Origin of the sequence: Devosia geojensis, assembly GCF_000969415.1 — a bacterium.
Classification (GTDB): domain Bacteria; phylum Pseudomonadota; class Alphaproteobacteria; order Rhizobiales; family Devosiaceae; genus Devosia; species Devosia geojensis.
This window is the reverse complement of record NZ_JZEX01000045.1, coordinates 1-20,638: the sequence shown is the minus strand read 5'-3', so window position 1 is coordinate 20,638 and position 20,638 is coordinate 1. Positions and strand designations below refer to the sequence as shown.

Genomic DNA, 20,638 nt, shown 5'->3' with positions numbered 1-20,638 from the left:
CCCTATCCCCTCCCCTCAAGGGGGAGGGGAGCAACAAGGCCCTCAGCTCTTCGCCAGCAGGCTCCGGATCTTGCCCAGCGCCACGTCGCCCGCCTCGCGATAGGCGATGGTGCCTTCGAACTCGCCCCGGGGCCCGATTAGGAAGACCGAGGCGGTGTGGTCCATGGTGTAGTCGCCGCCCTCGAGCGGGATGCGCTCGGCGTGGACGTGCCAGGCCTCGATGGCTTGCGCGATCTCCTCGGACGAGCCGGTGATGCCGAGCACCCGGTCGGTCGGAGCCGTCACATAGGCCTTGAGCATGTCGGGCGTGTCGCGTTCGGGGTCGACGGTGACGAAGAAGGCATTGAGGTCTTCGCCCTCAGGCCCCAGCGCCTCGAACCAGCCCGCCATTTCATAGAGCGTCGTCGGGCACACTTCCGGGCAGTGGGTGAAGCCGAAGAAGACGAGGCTCGGCTTGCCGCCGGCGAACGTCGCATCGGTCACCGGTGCGCCGTCATGGTCGACGAGTTCGTAGTCGCCCGCCCCATAGGGGGCGGCCGAGGGCTGGGTCGAAAGGCGCGGCAGCAGCAGAGCGGCGAAGCCGAGCCCCACCGCCGCGACGCCCACCGCGATCCAGAGCCCGAGGCGCAGGGTCTTCATCGAAGACGTGGCCATGTGCGCCCTCCCCTAGTGGTTGTGTTCGCCATGGGCATCAGCGCCCGGCGCGGCGACCGCCAGCGTCACCTCGACGGTGCCGGCCTTTTCGAAGGTCAGCGTCACCGGCACCTCGGTGCCTTCGACCAGCGGCTCCTTCAACCCCATGAACATCATGTGCAGCCCGCCGGGCTCGAGGGTCACCGCCTCGCCCGCCGGAACGGGAATGCCGTCGGGAAGCTCGCGCATCTTCATCACGTCGTTCTCGACGGCCATCTCATGCAGTTGCGCTTCGCCGGCAAAGGCCGCGGACGCGCCGATAAGCCGGTCGTCCTCGGCGCCGGTGTTGGTGATGGTCAGGAACCCGCCGCCGACCGGCGCGCCGGGCAGGGTCGCACGGGTGAAGGCGCCGGTGATCTCGAGGTCGCCGGCGGTAACCACCGCCGCATGGTTGCCATGGCCGCCATGGTGGGCATGCGCGTCCGCGCCGCTCGCCGGCTTGACGGTGATCACGGGAGCGGGACGCTCGAGGCTGTGCGGATCGGTGCCGGCCTCGGCGATCTCCTCCCAGGCGATCGCCTCATCGCCGCAGTGCTGGGTGACCGTGAAAGGCAGGGCCGTTTCCGTTTCGAACCCCTGCAGGGCGCCGCGCACGACGAACTCGTCGAACTGGTCGTCCGGCAGCGCGCCGCCGCTCCAGGTGACGCGCAGGACCCCCTCGGTCACGGGGGTGCCGTGGTCGTCGTAGGTCTTGGCATAGGCTCCGGTTTCGGTGGCGATCTGCCAGCCGGGCTTTACCATCGGCTTTGCGTTGACGAAGCCCTCGGGCAGGTCGACGACCACGGTATCGGTAGCAAGGCCGTCGCAGCCGTGCGGAATGGTGATGACGGCGCGCACCGTCGTGCCGTTGGCGACCTCGGCCGGTGCGATTCCCGCGTGGGCGTGGGCCTGCGGGGCGAAGTGGACGAGCAAGTAGCTGGTGGCGCAAAGCGCCATGCCGGCGCGCAGAAGGGTCTTTTTCATGGGAATCTGAGCTTTCGCAAAAGTGCAGGTATCTGCCGGCGCGATGGGCCGGCGTGACGGAGGCGAAAGGTCAGGCGGCGGGCGGGGCCCTCGGCGTTCCCGAGGTCACCGGGAAGCGGGGGGCGAAGGTATCCGCCGGGCGGACATAGGCGACCGGCTCGGCGGCGCGCGGCAGGCTCAGCGCGCAGACCGGCGCCGGCGGCAGGTCGGCGCCGCCGCCGATGCGGCAGGCGTGGCACGGCGCATGGGCGAGCCCGCCATTGCCGTCCGCGTCGCCGCAGTCGACGAAAGCGGCAACGGTCGCGGCAAGGTAGGGGCGCAGCTCGCTGTCGTAGCCGACGGATGCGGAGACCGGCGCGTGGGCGAAGTTGAAGAAGACGAGGGCGAGCACGAGCAGCGCCCGCATCGCGTCCTTCACCATCGTCCCGGTCGTGCCCATCGCGTTTCCGCCTCGTTCGCCCCTTCTTTAGCCGAGGCGGGCCCGCCCGTCATGCGGCAAAAGCACCGCACCCCTGCGGGAGGCGGCAAAAGGCGGTTTTTGAGTGGACTTGGCCGGTTTCTTGCTCTATAGCCCGCCAATCCAAAATCTCCGTGTAACCAAGACCGGGCGATCGGCGTGGGGCAACCCACCGAGGCCGCCCCTCGAAAAGATCAGGACGGATCGACATGAACATCATTCAGCAGCTCGAGCGCGAACAGCTCGAGTCCCTCTCGGCCAAGGCCAATATTCCCGAATTCACCCATGGCGACACCGTCAAGGTCTGGGTCAAGATCCGCGAAGGCGACAAGGAACGTCTGCAGGCCTACGAAGGCGTGGTGATCGCCCGCACCGGCGGCGGCATCATGGAGAGCTTCACGGTCCGCAAGATCTCCTATGGCGAAGGCGTCGAGCGCGTCTTCCCGCTCTATTCGCCCAACATCGACCGCATCGAGGTGCTGAAGCGCGGCAAGGTGCGCCGGGCCAAGCTCTATTACCTGCGCGATCGTCGCGGCAAGTCGGCCCGTATCTTTGAATCGACGAGCGCGCGCACCAAGAAGATCGAGGCCGACGAGCGCTCGGCGGCCCAGGCCGCCCGCGAGGCGCGCGAGGCCGAGAAGGTCGCCGCCGCCGAGGCATTCGCTGCCGAGCAGGCCGCCAAGGAGGCTGAAGAAGCCGCCGCGGCCGCCGCTGCTGCAGAAGCCGCTGCCGCCGAGGCTCCGACAGCCGAGGAAGCCAAGAGCGAATAACGCAAAGGCTGCATACCAGCCCTTGCTTCCAACGAAATTCGGAAAGCCCGGCCCCGAAAGGCGCCGGGCTTTTTTATTGCCACCGAGGAGGAAACCATGACCGATACCCGAACCCGCGCCGAAACGGCCGATGCGCTCAAGGCCGAGGCCCGCGAGGTGCTTGAGCGCCTCGACATTCTCGCGCTCTTTGCGGAGCGCTTCGGCGCCGTCGCGCCGACCGGGAGCTTCGCCTATGGCCTGATGGTCTGGCGTGACATGGACATCCACATGCCCGCCGCGCCGGAGCGGCGGCTCGAATGGATGCGGATGGGCCCCGAGCTCGCCGATCGCCTGGAAGCGGCCGGCATGCGCCTCCACAAGGGCCACTATCTCGACGACTATGTCGATCCGCACCCGCTCGGGGCCGGGCTCTACTGGGGCATCGAGTTCCGCGACCACATGGACCGCGCCTGGAAGGCCGATCTCTGGGGCTGGGCGCCGGACGATTTCGAGCGCCGTCAGGCTCGCGACGCGGCGCTGATGGCCGAGCTCGCCAGGGCCGACCGCGACCTGATCCTCAGGCTCAAGACCCAGGCCCGCGAACGGCCGGACTACTACGGCAAAGTCGTCGGCAGCTTCGACATCTACCAGTTCGCCATCGCCCGGGCGGGGACGAACCTCGACGAACTCGAGGCGTGGGTGGCGGAGCGGCGTTAAAAAAATATCGTGCGATATATCTTGAAACGCCACACTCGGCGTCCAACCTGATGTCTCAGGTTCAAACCCGACATATCGGAGTTTTAAGATCATGGGACGTTATTTCCGCGACGGCGAGCCGGACTGGCGGCGGCTCGAGGCCATGGCGCGGCGCAACTGGCACAGGTTCGCGCGCATGGCGGGTGACGAGAATTTCGGCAACTGGGGCGGCGGCTGGCGCATCGGGCGCATGCTCGCCTCCGGTGACCTGCGGCTCGTCGCGCTCTACCTCATCGAGCAGCAGCCGCGCCATGGCTACGACCTCATCAAGGCGATCGAGGAGAAGTCCGGGGGCTTCTATTCGCCGAGCCCCGGCGTCGTCTATCCGGCCCTGACCTATCTCGAGGAAGCCGGGTTCGTGACGTCGGAAGCCGACGGCAACAAGAAGCTCTATACGATCACCGAGGACGGCCGCGCACACCTTGCCGACAACCGCGAGGCGATCGAGAAGACGCTCGAGTTCCTCGCCAAGGCCGGCGAGCACATGGCGCGCCTGCGCGAATTCGCCAGGAGCGACTGGCCGTTCAACCGCGAGCGCGACCGCGAGGACTTCGAGGGCTTCAAGCGCTGGCGCGGCGCGGAAGGTTCGCCGCGCGCCGACCGGGACATCGAGGACGTCATCCCCGAAGTTAACGAAGCGCGCCGGGAGCTGAAGGCCGCCATCCGCAAGGCGGTCGAAGGGTCCGAGGAGGACCAGCGGCGCCTCGCCGAAATCCTGCGCAAGGCCGCTGCCGATATCCGCGGCATCGGCCGCGCCGACGAGGACGTCGACCTCTGAACGATACGGAAGCGGCGGGTACATCGGTATCCGCCGCTTTCGTTTTCGGCCTGGGCGCTCAGCGCCAGAGGCCGAGGATCAATCCCATCACCAGGAAGCCGACGGTCAGGTAGCCGCCGTTGATGAGGAAATAGGCGAGCGGCCGGCGCTCGAAGAGCGCGACGATTGAAAGTCCGAACGCCGCCCAGCCGAGCCCGGCCGCGAGCGACGCGCCGATGGCAAAATCAAGGCTTGCCTGGTGCCCGAGGAAGAAGGCGAGGTTGGCCGCCATCAGCAGCGTCAGAACGAATGCGAGACCGAAGATCAACGGCATGTTGCCGCGCCTCGCGTCTTCCTCGGAAAGGCCCGCCGCCCTCTGCCAGGCCCTGCCGAACAGCATCGGCGAATACCAGATCGCGCCGACGACGAACATCGAAAGCGCCGCCGCGATGACGGCGAGCCAGTTGATTGTCATGGAAAGCCCTCCCCTCAAGCCTGAGCCATTATGCCGCAGCCGGCGCCTTGCGTCATGCGGATTTCGATGGCCCCGGCAGGAGCTCAACCCACCGCGATCGCCTCGATCTCGACCAGCAGGCGCGGGTCGGCGAGGGCCTTGACGATGACGAGGGTCGTCGCCGGCGGCGGGGAGGGCAGGGCGCCGGCGGCCGCCTGCATGAACGGGCCGAGATTGGCCTCGTCGGTGAGGAAGATCGTGCACTTGGCGATGTTGGCGTTGCTCATCCCGGCCTCCGCCAGCACCGCATCGAGGTTGGCGGCGGCCTGCTGCGCCTGGCCCGCGACGTCCGAGGCGACGCTGCCATCGGCCGCGACGCCGACCTGCCCGGAAACGAAAAGAATGCGCCCGATCCCCGTCGCCTCGACGGCGTGGCTGTAGACCTCGGGCGCCGGCCGGTCGCTGAGGTTGATCGCTTTCATCATGGTGATTCTCCCTTGGAGTTACGCCGACATACTAGAGCCATATGCGTTCCGGCCGAGACGGGTGTCCTCTCTTTTTGGTTTCGCAACGTTTGCGAAAAGCCGTTTCGCCACGGAGCGCGCGCAGCAGGCGCCAAGTTTTCCTTCCCCCTGCCGTCACTAACATGTTAGTTAGGGCGTATGCAGCAAGCCGTCCTTTCCCCAGAGACCCGTTCCGCACAACCTTTCGACAAGCAGGCCGCTGGCGAGCGGGTCGTCCAGCGCCTCAGGGGCGTCATCGAGCCCAAGCGGATGATGACCGATCCGCTGATGACCTATGCCTGGTCGGGCGACGCCTCCTCCTACCGGCTGATCCCCGCCGCCGTCGTCTTCGTCGACAGCGAAGACCATGTGCGCGCCGTATTCGAGGCGGCGCGTGCCGAAGGGTTGCCGGTGACCTTCCGGGCCGCCGGCACCTCGCTCTCCGGCCAGGCGGTGACCGACGGCGTCCTCGCCGTCCTCGGCGACGGCTGGCGCAAGATGCAGATCCATCCCGGCGCCGGGCAGATCACGCTCGGGCCCGCGATCATCGTCGCGCAGGCCAATGCGGCGCTGAAGCCCTTCAACCGCAAGATCGGGCCGGATCCGGCGAGCCAGGCCACCTGCAAGATCGGCGGTGTCGTCAACAACAACTCGTCAGGCATGTGCTGCGGGGTGGCGCAGAACACCTACCACACCATGGCGCGGCTGCGGATCGTCCTCACCGACGGCACCATGCTCGATTCCGGCGACCCGGAAAGCTGCGCGAGCTTCCGCAAGACGCATGCCGGAATGCTGGAGGAGCTGCACCGGCTCCACCACGAGGTGATGGCCGACGACGAGCTCGTCGCCCTCATCCGCCGCAAATACGCGATCAAGAACACCGTCGGCTATTCGCTCAACGCCCTCGTCGATTACCACGATCCGCTCGACATCCTCATCCACCTGATGGTCGGTTCGGAAGGCACGCTTGGGTTCGTCTCGGAGGTCACCTACAACACGGTGCCCGAGCACCCCTACAAGTCGACGGCGCTGGTGCCGTTCCCCGATCCGCAGTCGGCCGGCCGGGCGATCATCAAGCTCTCCAACAATGGCGTGCAGGTGACGACGGGCGTCACCGCGGCCGAATACATCGAGCGGCGCGCCCTCGCGACAGTCGAGCACCTGCCGCCGATGGCGCCGCTCCTGCCCTACCTCACCGACAACTCGCCGGCCGTCCTCATCGACGTGACGGCCCCGACAGCCGAGGAGCTCGCGGTCGAAGTCGAGAAGGCCGTGGCCCTCCTCGCCAGCGAGAACGCCACTCACATCGATTTTTCGACCGACGAAGTGCGCTCGCACGCGCTCTGGGACATCCGCAAGGGCTTCTTCGCCTCGGGCGGGGCCATGCGCCCCAAGGGCACCTCGATGCTGACCGAAGACGTCGCCGCGCCCATCGACCGGCTCGCCGACTTCGTCATCGAGATGCGCCAGCTGCTCGACGATCACGGCTACGAGGACGCGATCATCTTTGGGCACGCGCTCGCCGGCAATCTGCACTTCCAGATGAGCGACGATTTCACCGCCCCGGGCGCGGCCGAAAAGTTCGACCGCTTCTCGCATGACCTGTCGCAGCTCGTCTCGGTCAAGTACCAGGGGTCCTTGAAGGCCGAGCACGGCACGGGTCGCGCCATCGCGCCCTTCGTCGAGGCCGAGTGGGGCAGCAAGGCCTATGGCCTGATGCACCGGATCAAGGCGCTCTTCGATCCCGAATTGCTGCTCAATCCCGGCGTGCTGCTCAATGCCGACGCGCACGTCCATATCAAGAATTTGAAGGCGATGCCGCTTGCCGACGATCTCGTCGACATGTGCATCGAGTGCGGCTTCTGCGAGCCGGCCTGCCCCAGCCACCACATGACCTTCACGCCGCGCCAGCGCATCGCCGTCACCCGCGAGCGCGCGCGGCTGCGCCGCACCGGCGAGGATCCGGAGCGGCTGAAAATCCTCGACGAGGGCTTCCAGTATGCCGGCATGGATACCTGCGCGGCCTGCAATCTCTGCTCGCTGCGCTGCCCTGTCGGCATCGAGACCGGAACGATGATCCTCGGCGAGCGGGCCCGCCGGCGCGGCGACGTCGCGAGGAAAGTGGCCCATGTGGCAGCCGACCATACCGGCACGATCGAAACGGCCATGCGCCTCGGCGTCGGGCTTGCCGATGCGGCCAAGGCCGTGGTCTCGGCGCCGGTCGTCGCCAGCGTCACGGAAACCGCGCGCCGCCTCACCGGCAAGCGCGTGCCGCGCGTCTACGAGGCGCTGAAGCCCGGCCCGGGCGCGGCAACGCCCGTTGCTCCTTCGGCCGACGCCCCGCGTGGTCCCGTCGTCTACTTCCCCTCCTGCGCCACGCGCATGTTCGGCGCGCCCAGGACCGCCTATGACCTCAAGTCGACGCCCGACGCGATGGTCGCGCTGCTGACCCGAGCCGGCTATGCGGTGAGCGTGCCCGAACACCTCAACGGCCAGTGCTGCGGCCAGCCGTTCCAGTCCAAGGGGTTCCCGGAGGAATCGCGGCGGGTCGGCGGGCGGCTGAAGGCCGGGCTCTCGGCGCTTTCGCATCGCGGCGCGGTACCCGTCCTCACCGACGCCTCGACCTGCGCCAAGCATCTGCGCGAATTTCCGGGCGAGGCGCATGTGGCCGATTCCAGCGAGTTCCTCCTCGCCAATGTCCTGCCCCACCTCACCATCACCCGGCGCGTGGCCGTGGTGGCGGTGCACCACAACTGCTCGGCCCAGCGCATGCGCGAGCAAGGAGCGACGGAGGCGATCGCGCGCGCCTGCGCCGATGAGATCGCGGTGCTTTCGTCCATCACCTGCTGCGGCTATGCGGGGGACAAGGGGCTCTTCATCCCCGAGCTCAACGATCATGCGACGCGTTTCGTGAAACGCGACATCCCGCAAGGGTGCGATCTCGGCGTCTCGACCGTCGCCACCTGCGCCTCGGGGCTTTCCGAGCAGGCGGGCGTTCCGTTCGTGTCGCTGGCGAGCCTGCTGGAATATGCCAGCAGGCCGGTGGGGTAACCCCCTCATCCGTCTCGCGCTTTGCAAGCGCGATCCACCTTCTCCCACGAGGGGAGAAGGTCGGGTGGCCACCAGCCGATTCAGTTGAAAACGCCCTTCAGCGGGCCCTTTGGACGGCACATCTTCCCTTCTCCCCTCGTGGGAGAAGGTGCCCGAAGGGCGGATGAGGGGGCCTTTCCTTCTGGCCAGCCCCTACTCCGTCGCCCAATACCCGTATAGATTGGGCAGCAGCCCCGCCATCGCCCTGAACCGCGGCCAGGATTTCCTCTCCGCCTGCGTCCACCCCGTTTCGGCGATGGCCGAAAGCCGGGGAAACACCAGGCGGTCGAAGATGGCGCGGTCGGTCAGGTGCTCGGACCAGATGCAGGCCTGCACGCCCAGGAGATGTTTTTTCTGTTCCTCCGTCCAGTCGCCGCCGGGCTGGAAGATATAGGTCTCCTCCGGCCCCGACCAGCCGGCCCAGCTCGCGCCCGGCTCCGACCAGGCGGCCCCGTTCGCCATGTCGAGGTAGTACCGCTGGCCCGGCGCGATGACGATGTCGTAGCCCTCTTCGGCGCGCTCCTGACTCACCTCGATCGTCGTCCAGCCGACGAGATAGGCGTGCTCCTTGTCGATGCCGCCGCCCATCGCCGCCTCTTCCCAGGCGCCGGTGATCCGCCCGTTGGCGGTCAGGAACGTCTGCACGCGCTTGAGGAAAGCGGCCTGGAGCTTGGCCGGGCTGCCGGTGCCGCCGATCTCTTCGTTCATGGCCCGCGCCAGCGGCGATCCCTCCCAGGCGCCCTCGGGTACCTCGTCGGCGCCCACATGGAAGGTTCTGGACGGGAAAAGCTCGAGCAGCTCGCCGAACACCTTTTCCACGAACTCGTAGACCGGCTCATGCGCCGGGTTGAGGCAGCCATTTGGAAAATTGTCGTGGAAGTAGTAGGCGCCGGTCTCGTCGGGGTCGGCGAGCCAGGGCAGCGCCGTGATCGCGGCGAACGAGTGGCCGGGCACGTCGACCTCGGGCACCACGTCGATGCCGAAGGTTTCGGCGAGCGCCACCACCTGCCGGATCGCGGCCTTGGTGTAGTAGCCGCCGGTCCGCGCCGCACCCGTGCCGAAGAGCGGGGGCATGGGCAGGCCGTGGCCGCGCCAGGCGCCGACCCGCGTCAACTCCGGATAGGCGTCGATCTCGACGCGCCAGCCCTCGTCGTCGGTCAGGTGCCAGTGGAAGCGGTTGAGCTTGTTCCAGACCATCACCTTAAGGAACTGCTCGACCTCGCCCGTGGAATAGAACTGTCGCGAGACGTCGAGATGGCTGCCGCGCCAGCCGAACGCGGGCGCATCGACGATCTCGCCGGCGGCCGGAAAGCTGAAGGTCAGCGGGTGCCGGCGCGCGCCGCGCAGGATCTGCCCGAGCGTCACGAGGCCGTAGAGCCAGCCGGCGTGGCCGGCGGCATGGACCGTCACCTCGTCGCCGAAGACGATGCGGTAGGCTTCCGGCTTCTGCCCGGCGCCCGTGACGAGGGTGACGGAAAGCCCGCCCTCCTCCACCGGACGCACCAGCGCGTCGGCGGGAAAGAGCGAGCGGGCCAGGTCGGCGAACGCATCCGCAGCCGTCTGCGCCTCGCCCGACGCCGTGATCGCAAGGCCTGCGGGCACGTCGCGCGCGCCCTCGATGGCGACGTGGTTGGGCCAGGGCACGACGGAGATCGGCGCGGGCGACTTGCCGGGGCCCGGCACGGGGAAGGGCTCGGTGCCGCGCTTCAATGGCGCGTTGTCGCCGGTCAGCGTCGTCGGGCGGCTTTCGACGGGCAGAGTCTTGCCGTCGGCGAAGGCGAGATAGGCCGCGTTGGCGCCGTCGCTCCAGTGCCGCAGGTCCCGTCCGAGGCTCGCGGTCGAGGCCTTCCAGCGCCCGCCCGGCTCGAGGACGAACCCGGCCGGCGGCGCGATCTCGACGAAGTTGGAGGAGCGCCGCTGCATCGTCGCATTGTCGAACACGGCGTCGAGGTCGACGCGGGTCGGGGCGACGAAGCAGAGGGTGAAGTCGCGGATGGCCTCGGTCGACTCGTTGGTCAGCTCCAGTCCATAGGTTGCGGGCTTGCCGTCGGTGGCTTTGCTGAAGGTGGTGGCAAGGGTGAGGGCGGGCCGAACGGACATGGCTTTCGAACCTGTGAGTTGCAGAGTCTGGGGCGCTGGAGCAGGACGCGCTAGTCGCCGAGCGGCTGGGCGTCGTCCCCGTCGCGGTTGACGACGAGCTGGTGCTTGATCCGCCGCAGGGCGTTGACCGCCGGCGCGCCGATGCGGGTGGCGACCGTCTGGGCGAGGATGTCGATGAGCGCGAGATAGGCGTAGCGTCCGGTCGAAGGCTTTAGGATGTCGGAGTGCTCGGCCCGGTCGACGGCGAGGAGGATGTCGGACCGGTCGGCGACGGGCGAGCCCGTCCGGGTGACGACGATGCGCCGGTGGCCGTACTCGCCGGCGATGGCGAGCGCCTTTTCCAGCGGGATGTTGTTGCCGCTCATCGAGAAGGCGAGCACCGCCGTGCCGTTGGGGGCGCCGGCCGCACGCATCAGCTGGGCCTGGTGGTCGACGGTCGAGGAGACCTTGAGCCCCAGCCGGAAGAGCCGGGTCTCGGCCTCCATCGCCATCATCGAGGAGCCGCCGCCCGAACCGAACGAAAGGACGTAGCTGGCGCGCAGGATCGCCTCGGCCGCCGCCTCGATCGCCGGGATGTCGAGCCGCTCGAAGGTGTCGTAGATGGTCGACTGGATGTCCCCGACCACCCCTTGCGCGATGTCGCGGGCGGTCTGCGGGCCGGCGGGCGGCACGAGGTAACGCGAGCCGATGAAGCGCGACTGGGCCAGCCTGACGCGGAACTCGGCGTAGCTCTTGCACCCGAGCCGCCGGCAGAAGCGGGTGACGGTCGGCGGCGAGACGTCGGCGATGCGCGCCAGGTCGACGATCGACATGTTGAGCACCGCGTCGACATCGGCGAGCACGATGTCGGTCAGGACCTGCTCGGAGCGGGTGAATTCGTCGCGTTCGTTGTAGAGGAGGCCGACCAGATCAGACATGGAACCGTTCTTTGGCAGGCCCGGAGCGGGCGGATGAAAGAGTAGCGGCTCGGTGTTGCCACGATGGCGCCTCGGGCACGATGCGCTTCCCTCCCCCTTGAGGGGAGGGATTGAGGGTGGGGGTGGTTATGTGGTCAACCGATGGACCCCCACCCCCAGCCCCTCCCATCAAGGGGGAGGGGAGCCTCCGGTGCAAAAGGCGATCCACCCCGCTTCCTCAGCGCACCGCCCGGCCGGCGGCGTCGAAGAGGTGGACGTCGGCCTTCTTAAAGCCGATCTCGACGGGCTTGCCTTCGGCGACGTCCGGATCCCCCTCGAAGAGGGCGATGAAGGAATGCGTGCCGGGCACGTGCGCATAAAGCACCGTGTGGATGCCGAGCCGCTCGATGAGGTGCGGGGCGATGGTCATGGAAAAGTCGCCGCCCCCGATCAGGAGATGCTCGGGCCGGATGCCGACCGTCACCTCCTGGCCGGCGAGCCCGTCGGCGCTGCGGTCGAGCTCGAGCGGACCGAGGTCGCCGAGGTCGAGCGTCACGCGCCCGTTGGCGGCGGCGGTGCAGCGGCCCTTGATGAAGTTCATCTTGGGGCTGCCGATGAAGCCGGCAACGAAGAGGTTGTCCGGCCGGTGGTAGAGCTCGAGAGGAGAGCCCACCTGCTCGATCTCGCCGGCCGAGAGCACCACGATGCGGTCGGCCATGGTCATGGCCTCGATCTGGTCGTGGGTGACGTAGATCATGGTGGAGCCGAGGCGCTTGTGCAGCTCCATCAGCTCGACGCGCATCTCGGAACGGAGCGCTGCGTCGAGGTTGGAGAGCGGCTCGTCGAAGAGGAAGATCTTGGGCTGGCGCACGATGGCGCGTCCGATGGCGACGCGCTGGCGCTGCCCGCCCGAGAGGGTGCCGGGGCGCTGCTGCAGGCGGCTCTCGAGCTGGAGCACGCGCGCCGCGCCGTTGACGCGGCTGTCGACCTCGCCCTGGGGGAGCTTCTCGACCCGCAGCGGAAAGGCGATGTTCTCGAAGACGCTCATGTGCGGATAGAGCGCGTAGCTCTGGAAGACCATGGCGATGCCGCGCTTGACCGGGGGCAGCTCGTTGACGCGATTGCCGTCGATGACGATGTCGCCGCCGGTGGTGTCCTCGAGCCCGGCGATCATGCGCAGGAGCGTCGATTTCCCGCAGCCTGAAGGGCCGACGAAGACGACGAACTCGCCCTGGGCGATGTCGAGGTCGACGCCCTTGATGACTTCGGTGTTGACGAACGACTTGCTGACATTGGCAAGGGTGAGGGCGCTGGCCAAGTTGACCTCCTGGGCGGCGACGGTCCGGCGCGGCCGGATCGGGCATGTCTCGTTGAAGGCGCCGCCGCCTCGCGAAAGGCGGCGGCGCGGCTCGTTTTGCCTTACTTGTACTGCTCGAGCTCGCCGGCGGCGCGCTCGAGGGCCGCCTGCGGTTCGGCCTGGCCGGTCACCACCGACTGGACCATCTCGATCATCACGTTCTGCAGGCCCTGGTAGTCGGTAAACAGCGGCTCGGGCCCGCCATACTCGATGCCGTCGATGAACGGCTGCCAGGTCGGGTTGGAGGCGACCATCTCGTCGACCTGCGGCAGGGGACGCAGCGGGGTGAGGCCGGCCTCCTGCTCATAGGCCCACTGCCGTTCGGGCGTGGTCATGAACTTGGCGAGCTCGATGGCCTTCTCCTCGTTGCCGGTGCCCTTGAAGACGGCCAGCGAGTCGGTGATGAGGAGCGTTCCCGGGCCCTCGGCATCGGGACCGAGCGGGAGCGGGGCGACGCCCCAGTTGATGCCCGCTTCCGTTGCGAGGTTACCGGTCGAGATGGCGCCCTGCACCATGCCGAGCTTACCGTCGAGGAAGATGGCGCGCACTTCGTTCTGCTCGTAGGCGGTCGGGCCTTCCTCGGAGAACGGGGTGATCTCCTTGATCGCCTCGAGCGCTGCCAGCACCTGCGGCGAGTTGAGGGTGATGTTGCCCTCGGCGTCGATCACCGAGCCGTTGTTGGTGTAAACCCAGTGCAGGAACTGGTGCATGGTGTTGTCGAAGGTCTTGGCCACGAGGCCGAAGCCGTCGGCGTCGGTGTTCTCCTTGATCTGCTGGGCGAAGGCGATCTCTTCTTCCCAGGTCTTGGGCGGCGTCTCGGGGTCGAGGCCGGCTTCCTCGAAGAGGTCCTTGTTCCAGAACAGCGCCTTGGTCGAGAAGGCGACGGGGATGCCCCACTGGGTGCCGTCGAAGGTCACGGTCTCGGGCACGTAGTTGTAGTAGGCGGCCTTCTCTTCCTCGGTCATCGGGATCTCGACGATGAGGTCGTTGAGGGCGAGCTGCTTCAAGGTGCGCGAGCCGACATAGGCGAGGTCGACGGGGCTGCCGGCGGCGGCGAGCGTCGTCACCTTGTCCTGGCACTGGCCCCAGCCGACGACTTCCGGCACCACGGGATAATCCGGGTTGGCCGCGTTCCATTCCTCGAAGTAGCTGGTCCAGCTCGGCTGCACTTCGTCGCCGCACACGATGATGTTCAGTTCCTCGGCCTGGATGGCGGCGGTCAGTCCGGTCGTCCCGGCCAGCGCGACCATGGAGGCGAGAAGCACTCTGGTCTTTTTCACGTTCAGTCTCCCTTGATGTGCGACCCGACAGGGTGCGCGTCCCCGGACGACGCCCGCTTTTCCCATGCGGGTGGCGTCCATTCCTTGCTTGCTCGGCCGGAAGAAAATGTCCCGGCCGGGGCTCATTGCTTGACGGCGCCGGCGGTGAGGCCGGCCACCAGGTAACGCTGCAGGAACACGATCACGATCATGACCGGCAGGATTCCGACGAAGCTTGCCGCCATCAGCTCGTTCCAGAGCACCTCCTGGCGCCCGAAGAAGCCGAAGAGGCCGATGGGCAGGGGCATGAACTCGGTCTTGGAGTTGAAGGTCAGCGCGAAGATGAACTGCTGCGCATAGGCGCCGATGAACGTCATGATGGCGACGACCACGATCCCGGGCGCGGCAAGCGGCAGGATCACGCGGCGCAGCGTATAGAGCCGGCTCGCGCCGTCCGCCCAGGCCGCCTCGTCGAGCTCGCGCGGGATGCGCATCAGGTAGGTGCGCAGGAGCCAGATCGAGGAGGGGATGAGGAAGGCCGCCCCCGGCACGATCATCGCCCAATAGGTGTTGAGGAAGCCGAGCGAGCGCATCAGGCGGAAGAGCGGGATCAGCAGCACGGCGCCCGAGAACATGTTGACGGCCAGGAACGCGCCCAGCAGCAGCCCCGAGCCCGAGAACTCGAACCGCGCGAACGCATAGGCGGCCGGCACCACGATGGCGATGACTATGAGGGTGACGACGCTCGAGATGAAGAGCGAGTTGAAGATGTGGATGCCGAGCGCGGGAACGCTGCGCCACATGTCGAAATAGGCCTGGAAGGAGCCGTTCTTGGGCCAGAAGCTGTAGGGCGAGGAAAAGAGCTGGCTCAACGGCTTCAGCGACACCAGGAACCCTTCGATGAAGGGCGAGAGCACGAAGATGAGAAAGAGCGCGATGCCGGCGTAGAGGCCGACGACCTCCCACCAGCGGTAGCGGTCGATCATCGGCTTGGCCGAGCGGCGCCGGGCCGTCGCTCGCGGCGGGATGGCGGCGGCGACGGGCGCGTCGGCGGCGATATCGGCGTTGCGGGCGACCTCGGTCATCGGGCGGCTCCCCTGGCGAACTGGCGTACGGCGCGGAAGTAGACGATGCAGAAGAGCGAGACGAATATGCAGATCACCACCGCCCGCGCGGCGCCCTCGCCGTATTTGTAGGACCCGATGGCGGTCTTGTAGGTGTCGATGATCATCGTGGTGGTCGAGCCCGAGGGACCGCCCTGGGTCAGGATCCAGATGATGTCGAAGGAGTTGAACGTGGCGATGAGCGACAAGAGCGACATGGTCAGCATCGCCGGCACCATCAGCGGCAGGGTGATGCGGCGGAAGCGATAAAAGCGCCCGGCCCCGTCGGTCCAGGCGGCCTCGTAGAGGTCCTTGGGGATCGACTGGATGGCGGCCAGCAGATAGATCGTCACCATCGGCACGCCGATCCACACGTCCGTGACGATCGTCGCCCAGAAGGCCGAGTTGCCGTAGGCCAGGAACGGGAACGGCCGGTCGAGGAAGCCGAAGTTCTGCAACAGGCCCGAGATCATGCCGAACTGGCCGTTGTACATCCAGCCCCACATGAAGATGCCGATGGCCATGGGCACGACCCAGGGCGGCATGGTGAGGATGCGGAAGACCGTCTGGCCGGGGATGGTGGCGTTGAGCAGCACCGCCCCGCAGGTGCCGATGATCATTTTCGTGGCCACCGAGAAGAACGTCCAGATGAACGTCCTGATGATCACCTCGGTGAAGTTGCCGGCCCCGAAGATGCGCTGGTAGTTGGCCCAGCCCACCCAGTCGTATGTGGGCCGCAGCGCCGCGTTGGTGAACGACAGGATGATCGTGTCGACCAGCGGATAGGCGACGATCGAGAGGATATAGAGCGTTGCCGGGAGGAGAAGACCGAGGGCGAAGAGTGTTGCGCTTTGCTGCCTGGTCATGTCGTCCTCCCTCAGGCGGCCTTGGAGCGGGCGAGGGCGGCGTCGAACCGCCGCCAGATGGGCGCCATGTCGACGACGCTCCTCGTTCGGCGCGCCTCGTCCATGGAAAGGGCGAGGAGCCCGGCCTCGAGCGCGTCGATGACCGAGACGGGGAGCGGCGCGCCGTGTTCGACGTGCTTGGCGATGTCGGCCGCCATCTGCTCGTCGGCGCCGTAATGGGCCGAAAGGTCGGACGACTTGTAGGTGGAGTCGATGAGGCGCTTGGCTGTGCGCGCGTCCGTCACCTTGAAGAAGTTGCGCACGAAATCGCCCTCGGCTTCCCCCTTGGCGCCCATCACGGCAAAGCGCCGGAAATCGTCGGGCACGTTCATGTTGGTGTGGAAGGCGAGCGAGGCGCCGTTCTCGTATTCGACGATGGCGGTTTGGAAGTCGATGATGTCGCCGTCGCCGTCGAAGACGCGGTCGCTCCCCTGCCAGCCGGAGGGCTTCCTATGATAGACCTCGAGGTCGTTGATGCCCGCCTTTTCCGGAGCGTTCTTGGGAATGAAGGCCTTGCGCCCGCCGAAGCTGGCGACGAACGCGGGCCGGCAGCCCATGACGCCGTTGTAAAGGTCGAGGTCGTGGCAGCATTTCTCCAGCATGAAGGAGCCGGCGTATTTCTCGTACCGCCGCCAGTCGCGCTGGAAGAAGGCGCCGTGGTAGGGCGGGATGTGCTCGCTTGCCTCGATCGAGACGATGTCGCCGAGAAGCCCGTCGGCCTGCGCCTTGCGCAGGTCGACGTAAAGCGGAGCATAGCGCAGCACCAGCCCGACCATGATCTGGTCGGCCGGATGCTTGCCGATGAGCTCGGCGAGCTCCATCGTCTCCTCGATGGAGGTGACCACCGGCTTTTCGGCGAAGATCTTCTTGCCGTAGGCGAGCCCGGTCTTGATGTGCTCAAGGTGCAGGTGGTTGGGCGAGCCGACCATCAGGAGGTCGATGTCCTCGGCCTCGAGCAGCGCCTCAGGCGTATCGTAGGCCTTGCCGAACGTCACGCCCCGCTCCTCGGCATACGCCTTTCCGGCCGGTGCCGGATCGACGTAGCCGACCACCTGAAAGTCCTTGACCATCAGGCTGAAGACATGGGCAAGATAGCCGAGGCGATAGCCCAGGCCGATAATTCCGACGCGCATAAATAACTCCCGGTGCCCTGACACCCGATGCGCTCTCACCCCCTCGGTGGTACGCATCCTGTAAACGATTTTCAACGTTAGGATCGTCCGGCGTCGTCTGTCAACAGCAAAACGAGAGGCGGGCAATACCAATCTAAGCCACGGCCGATCTGATGCGGAATTGGGCTGCAAGCGCCTAATTTCTGGGCCGTTTGCGTGTGTTTGAGGCACGTAATTCAAGCGCGTTCGGGCGCGCGTATGCGGGAAGGCTTTACTTTGGTATGCATCCGTCGTTTACATAAACGCATGACGGCATTGCCGGAAATGTAAATTCTGAACATTTGTTTGCAGAGCGTACAAAACCCGCGGTCCCCAGCCTCCAGAGCCGCGTCCGCCCAACCGCAGGGGTGACTTTCCGATGGCTTCCTCCACCGCCCGGCGTCTCGTGATGCTGGTCTTCTTTCTGCAGCCGCTCGCCTTCGGCAGCTGGCTGGCGCGCATTCCCGACGTCCAGGCGGCGCTGGGGCTCGGCCCCGCCGGCCTTGCCGTCGCGCTCATCGGCCTGCCGGTCGGGACGCTCGCGACGCTCCCCTTCGCCGGGCCGCTGGTCGGGCGGATCGGGGCGCGCAACGCCATCATCTCCGGCTTCGTCTACTATGGCGTCGCGGTCAGCATACCCGCGTTCACCACCGACGCCGCCTGGCTCTTTGCCGCCCTCGTCCTCACCGGCTCGGCGCTCTCGTTCCTCGAGCTCGGCCTCAACGTCAAGGCGGACCGGGTGGAGAAGGCGACGGGCAGGCTCCTGATGAACACCGCGCATGGCTGCTGGTCGCTCGGCATGATGGCGGGCAGCCTCATCGGCGCGGGGCTGGCGCTTTCGGGGATGGAGGCGCGCTGGGCCATTCTCATGGTGGCGCTCGTCACGCTTCCCGTCGGGGTCGGCGTCGGCATCGCCCTGCCGCGCTATCCGGCGGAAGCGGCGCCCGCGGGCGAGGGCTCCAGGCGTTCCGCCTGGAGCCTGCCCGGCTGGAGCCTTCTCGGCATCTGCCTCTTCGTCTTCGGCATCACCATCACCGAGGGCGCGATGGCCGACTGGGCGGCGGTGTTCCTGCGCGATGTCTTTGCGGTGCAGGGATCGGCCGGCATCGGCTATACGGTCTTTGCGCTCCTCGTCGCCGCCGGCCGCTTCGGCGGCGACATGTTGAAGGCGCGGTTCGGTGCGGTGCGGCTCGCCCGCGTCTGCGCCGGCCTCGCCCTCCTCGGCATCGCAGTCCTCTATCTCTCGCCCAGCGTGCCCGTGGCGCTCGTCGGCTTCGGCATCGTCGGCCTCGGCGCCTCGGTCGGCTTCCCGCTCGCGGTGACCGCGGCGGCGAGCCTCACCGACCGGGCGGCGTCGGCCAACGTTGCCGTCCTCTCCTTCATCGCGCTCCTCGGCTTTCTCGTCGGCCCGCCGGTCATCGGGTTCGTCGCCGAGGCGCTCGACATGCGCGCCGGGCTCGCCGCGCTCGTGCCGGTGCTGGTCACGAGCTTCATCCTCGCCGGCCGCCTCGAGCCGGCGCCCGCGGTGCCCGAGCCGAAGCCGAGCCCGGCCTGACGGACTTGCGGCGGCGGGGCGGAATGCGCGATCCTCGGCGACGAAGGCTGGGATCGCGCAACTGTCATGACAGCGGCGGATACTGGTGAAATCCTGCCGAACCGGGAGATGCCGCGATGTCGCACGAAACGATCGAGGCCAAGGTCACCCATCACTTCAAGGCAAGCCCCGAGCGCGTCTACGACGCCATGACAGAGCCCGGAAAGGCCCGGCTCTGGAACGAGGCGTGGCTGAAGCAGGCGGGGCTCACCGGGCCGATCGTGCGCTTCGAGATGGATGTGCGCGAGGGCGGCAGCTTCTTCTATGCGGACATGCGCGATGGCGAGGAAGCCAGGGCCTGGGGCACCTTCCGCGTCCTCCACCGGCCGACCAAGATCCAGCACACCTGGTTCGTCGACGAAAGCGAGGAGGAGAATGAGGTTTCCCTCGTCACCATCATCATCGAGCCGGCGCCGGACGGAGAGGGCTCGACGGTCACCCTCTACCACGAGATGGGGGCCGAATGGGCCGATTACGTCGAGCGCACCGAAGAGGGCTGGAGCAAGATGCTCTACGCCGTCGACGGCCTTCTCGAAGCCGAGGGGAGCGCCGCGTCTTGACCTTGCAACACGCCGGGTCCATCTAGCGTTTCCGGTATTTGGAGGCGAGCAGATGGTCGCGAAGATCTTCATCGATGGCGAGGCGGGCACCACGGGCCTGCAGATCCGCGAGCGGCTCGCCGGCCGGCGCGACCTCGAGGTCATCTCCATCGCGCCCGACAAGCGCAAGGACATCGAGGACAGGAAGCGCCTCCTCAATGCCGCCGACGTCGCGATCCTGTGCCTGCCCGACGATGCGGCGAGGGAAAGCGTCTCGCTCATCGACAACGGCGCCACGCGCGTCATCGACGCCTCGACCGCCCATCGCGTCGCCGATGGCTGGGCCTACGGCTTTGCCGAGATGGACAAGGGTCAGTCGCAGGCCATCGCCGATGCCCGGTTCGTCGCCAATCCCGGCTGCTGGCCGCAGGGGCTCATCGCCGCCGTGCGCCCGCTCATCGCGGCAGGCCTCGTTCCCGCCGATCATCCACTCACCTACTACGGGGTCAGCGGCTACAGCGGCGGCGGCCGCTCGATGATCGAGGACTACGAAGCCAAGGGCCCGGACGCCCCCGACGTCATGCCCTATGCCCTCGGCTTCAATCACAAGCACCTGCCCGAGATGCAGGCCTATACCGGGCTCGCCAACGCGCCGCTGTTCCAGCCCTCGGTCGGCGATTTCGCGCAAGGGATGCTCACCTTCGTGCCGCTGCACCTCGCGAGCCTGCCCGGCACGCCGACCGGCGCCGAGCTCCATGCCGCCATCGCTGCTCATTACGCCGCGATCAAGGATTCCTTCGTCGAAGTCGCGCCCTTCGAGGCGATCGAGAAGACCCCGGCGCTCGATCCCGAATCCCTCAACGATACCAACCGCATGCGCCTCCACGTCTTTGCCAACGACAAGCGCGGCCAGGCTCTGCTCGTCGCCGTCTACGACAACCTCGGCAAGGGCGCCTCGGGCGCGGCAGTGCAGAACCTCAACCTGATGCTCGGCGTCGACGCGGCAACGAGCCTGGCGGCATAGGGCCCATTAGTATCTGGCCGGGCACCGCCCCGTAACCACCCATCGGCTGTCATCCCGGCGAAAGCCGGGACCCAGTAAACGATGGAGGTGCGGCTCGCGCTGTGACCTCCAGACAGAAATGCCTGCCTTCACAGGGTGACACGGCGGTGGCGGGAGTAGCAGTGCGCGAACCGCTTGGCCGGTGTGTACTGGGTCCCGGCTTTCGCCGGGATGACAGCCGGTGGATAGGGCAGGATGCTGCCACAGGCACGATGCGTCCCCCTCCCCCTTGAGGGGAGGGGATAGGGG

At 67.2% G+C, this 20,638-nt stretch carries 19 protein-coding genes; 7 read left to right on the top strand and 12 right to left on the bottom strand.

The genetic code is table 11. The features are described from left to right. Window positions 1–42 precede the first annotated feature (42 nt). From VE25_RS03185 to VE25_RS03175, 3 genes are all read right to left on the bottom strand, one after another. Window positions 43–654, bottom strand: a complete 612-nt coding sequence (locus VE25_RS03185) for an SCO family protein (RefSeq protein ID WP_052731695.1) — start codon at window positions 652–654, stop codon at window positions 43–45. Between the two features lie 12 nt (window positions 655–666). Continuing rightward, the gene (locus tag VE25_RS03180) at window positions 667–1,656 is read right to left on the bottom strand and encodes a copper chaperone PCu(A)C domain-containing protein (RefSeq protein WP_083988690.1); all 990 of its coding nucleotides are present in this window, start codon (window positions 1,654–1,656) and stop codon (window positions 667–669) included. 70 nt (window positions 1,657–1,726) lie between these two features. Continuing rightward, the gene (locus VE25_RS03175) at window positions 1,727–2,095 is read right to left on the bottom strand and encodes a hypothetical protein (protein ID WP_046107141.1); all 369 of its coding nucleotides are present in this window, start codon (window positions 2,093–2,095) and stop codon (window positions 1,727–1,729) included. Window positions 2,096–2,322: 227 nt separating this feature from the next. Between VE25_RS03175 and rplS the strand changes: the two genes are divergently transcribed. The 3 genes from rplS to VE25_RS03160 all read left to right on the top strand — a co-directional run bounded on the left by rplS (window position 2,323) and on the right by VE25_RS03160 (window position 4,396). Continuing rightward, a complete protein-coding gene (gene rplS, locus VE25_RS03170; protein WP_046107140.1) occupies window positions 2,323–2,883 on the top strand; it encodes a 50S ribosomal protein L19 in 561 nt (186 codons plus the stop codon). 96 nt (window positions 2,884–2,979) lie between these two features. Beyond that, complete coding sequence (locus VE25_RS03165; protein WP_046107139.1) at window positions 2,980–3,579, top strand: hypothetical protein; 600 nt, start codon at window positions 2,980–2,982, stop codon at window positions 3,577–3,579. Window positions 3,580–3,670: 91 nt separating this feature from the next. Next, window positions 3,671–4,396, top strand: coding sequence for a PadR family transcriptional regulator (locus tag VE25_RS03160; protein WP_052731694.1), 726 nt, complete (start codon window positions 3,671–3,673; stop codon window positions 4,394–4,396). A 58-nt stretch (window positions 4,397–4,454) separates the two neighbouring features. On the opposite strand, the gene VE25_RS03155 is transcribed toward VE25_RS03160, so the two are convergent. After that, a complete protein-coding gene (locus tag VE25_RS03155) occupies window positions 4,455–4,850 on the bottom strand; it encodes a DUF1761 domain-containing protein (RefSeq protein WP_046107138.1) in 396 nt (131 codons plus the stop codon). Between the two features lie 83 nt (window positions 4,851–4,933). Then, window positions 4,934–5,314, bottom strand: a complete 381-nt coding sequence (locus tag VE25_RS03150; RefSeq protein WP_046107137.1) for a RidA family protein — start codon at window positions 5,312–5,314, stop codon at window positions 4,934–4,936. Window positions 5,315–5,491: 177 nt separating this feature from the next. On the opposite strand from VE25_RS03150, the gene VE25_RS03145 reads away from it, so the two are divergent. Beyond that, complete coding sequence (locus VE25_RS03145; protein ID WP_052731693.1) at window positions 5,492–8,383, top strand: FAD-binding and (Fe-S)-binding domain-containing protein; 2,892 nt, start codon at window positions 5,492–5,494, stop codon at window positions 8,381–8,383. 192 nt (window positions 8,384–8,575) lie between these two features. Here the strand turns inward: VE25_RS03145 and VE25_RS03140 are convergent, their stop codons facing one another. From VE25_RS03140 to VE25_RS03110, 7 genes are all read right to left on the bottom strand, one after another. Next, a complete protein-coding gene (locus VE25_RS03140; RefSeq protein WP_046107136.1) occupies window positions 8,576–10,522 on the bottom strand; it encodes a beta-N-acetylhexosaminidase in 1,947 nt (648 codons plus the stop codon). Window positions 10,523–10,572: 50 nt separating this feature from the next. After that, complete coding sequence (locus VE25_RS03135; protein ID WP_046107135.1) at window positions 10,573–11,439, bottom strand: MurR/RpiR family transcriptional regulator; 867 nt, start codon at window positions 11,437–11,439, stop codon at window positions 10,573–10,575. Window positions 11,440–11,656: 217 nt separating this feature from the next. Next, a complete protein-coding gene (locus VE25_RS03130) occupies window positions 11,657–12,736 on the bottom strand; it encodes an ABC transporter ATP-binding protein (RefSeq protein ID WP_046107134.1) in 1,080 nt (359 codons plus the stop codon). Between the two features lie 101 nt (window positions 12,737–12,837). Continuing rightward, a complete protein-coding gene (locus tag VE25_RS03125; protein ID WP_046107143.1) occupies window positions 12,838–14,025 on the bottom strand; it encodes an extracellular solute-binding protein in 1,188 nt (395 codons plus the stop codon). Between the two features lie 152 nt (window positions 14,026–14,177). Next, entirely contained in the window at window positions 14,178–15,020 is an 843-nt protein-coding gene (locus tag VE25_RS03120; protein WP_046107142.1) for a carbohydrate ABC transporter permease, read from the bottom strand. Window positions 15,021–15,115: 95 nt separating this feature from the next. Further along, a complete protein-coding gene (locus VE25_RS03115; RefSeq protein ID WP_046107133.1) occupies window positions 15,116–16,003 on the bottom strand; it encodes a carbohydrate ABC transporter permease in 888 nt (295 codons plus the stop codon). Window positions 16,004–16,014: 11 nt separating this feature from the next. Next, a complete protein-coding gene (locus tag VE25_RS03110) occupies window positions 16,015–17,175 on the bottom strand; it encodes a Gfo/Idh/MocA family protein (protein WP_046107132.1) in 1,161 nt (386 codons plus the stop codon). A gap of 397 nt (window positions 17,176–17,572) precedes the next feature. Between VE25_RS03110 and VE25_RS03105 the strand changes: the two genes are divergently transcribed. From VE25_RS03105 to argC, 3 genes are all read left to right on the top strand, one after another. Continuing rightward, a complete protein-coding gene (locus tag VE25_RS03105) occupies window positions 17,573–18,748 on the top strand; it encodes an MFS transporter (protein WP_046107131.1) in 1,176 nt (391 codons plus the stop codon). A gap of 116 nt (window positions 18,749–18,864) precedes the next feature. Continuing rightward, on the top strand, window positions 18,865–19,347 hold the full coding sequence (locus tag VE25_RS03100; RefSeq protein ID WP_046107130.1) for an SRPBCC family protein: 483 nt from the start codon (window positions 18,865–18,867) through the stop codon (window positions 19,345–19,347). 52 nt (window positions 19,348–19,399) lie between these two features. After that, window positions 19,400–20,350, top strand: coding sequence for an N-acetyl-gamma-glutamyl-phosphate reductase (gene argC / locus VE25_RS03095; protein ID WP_046107129.1), 951 nt, complete (start codon window positions 19,400–19,402; stop codon window positions 20,348–20,350). The last annotated feature ends 288 nt before the right edge of the window (window positions 20,351–20,638 follow it).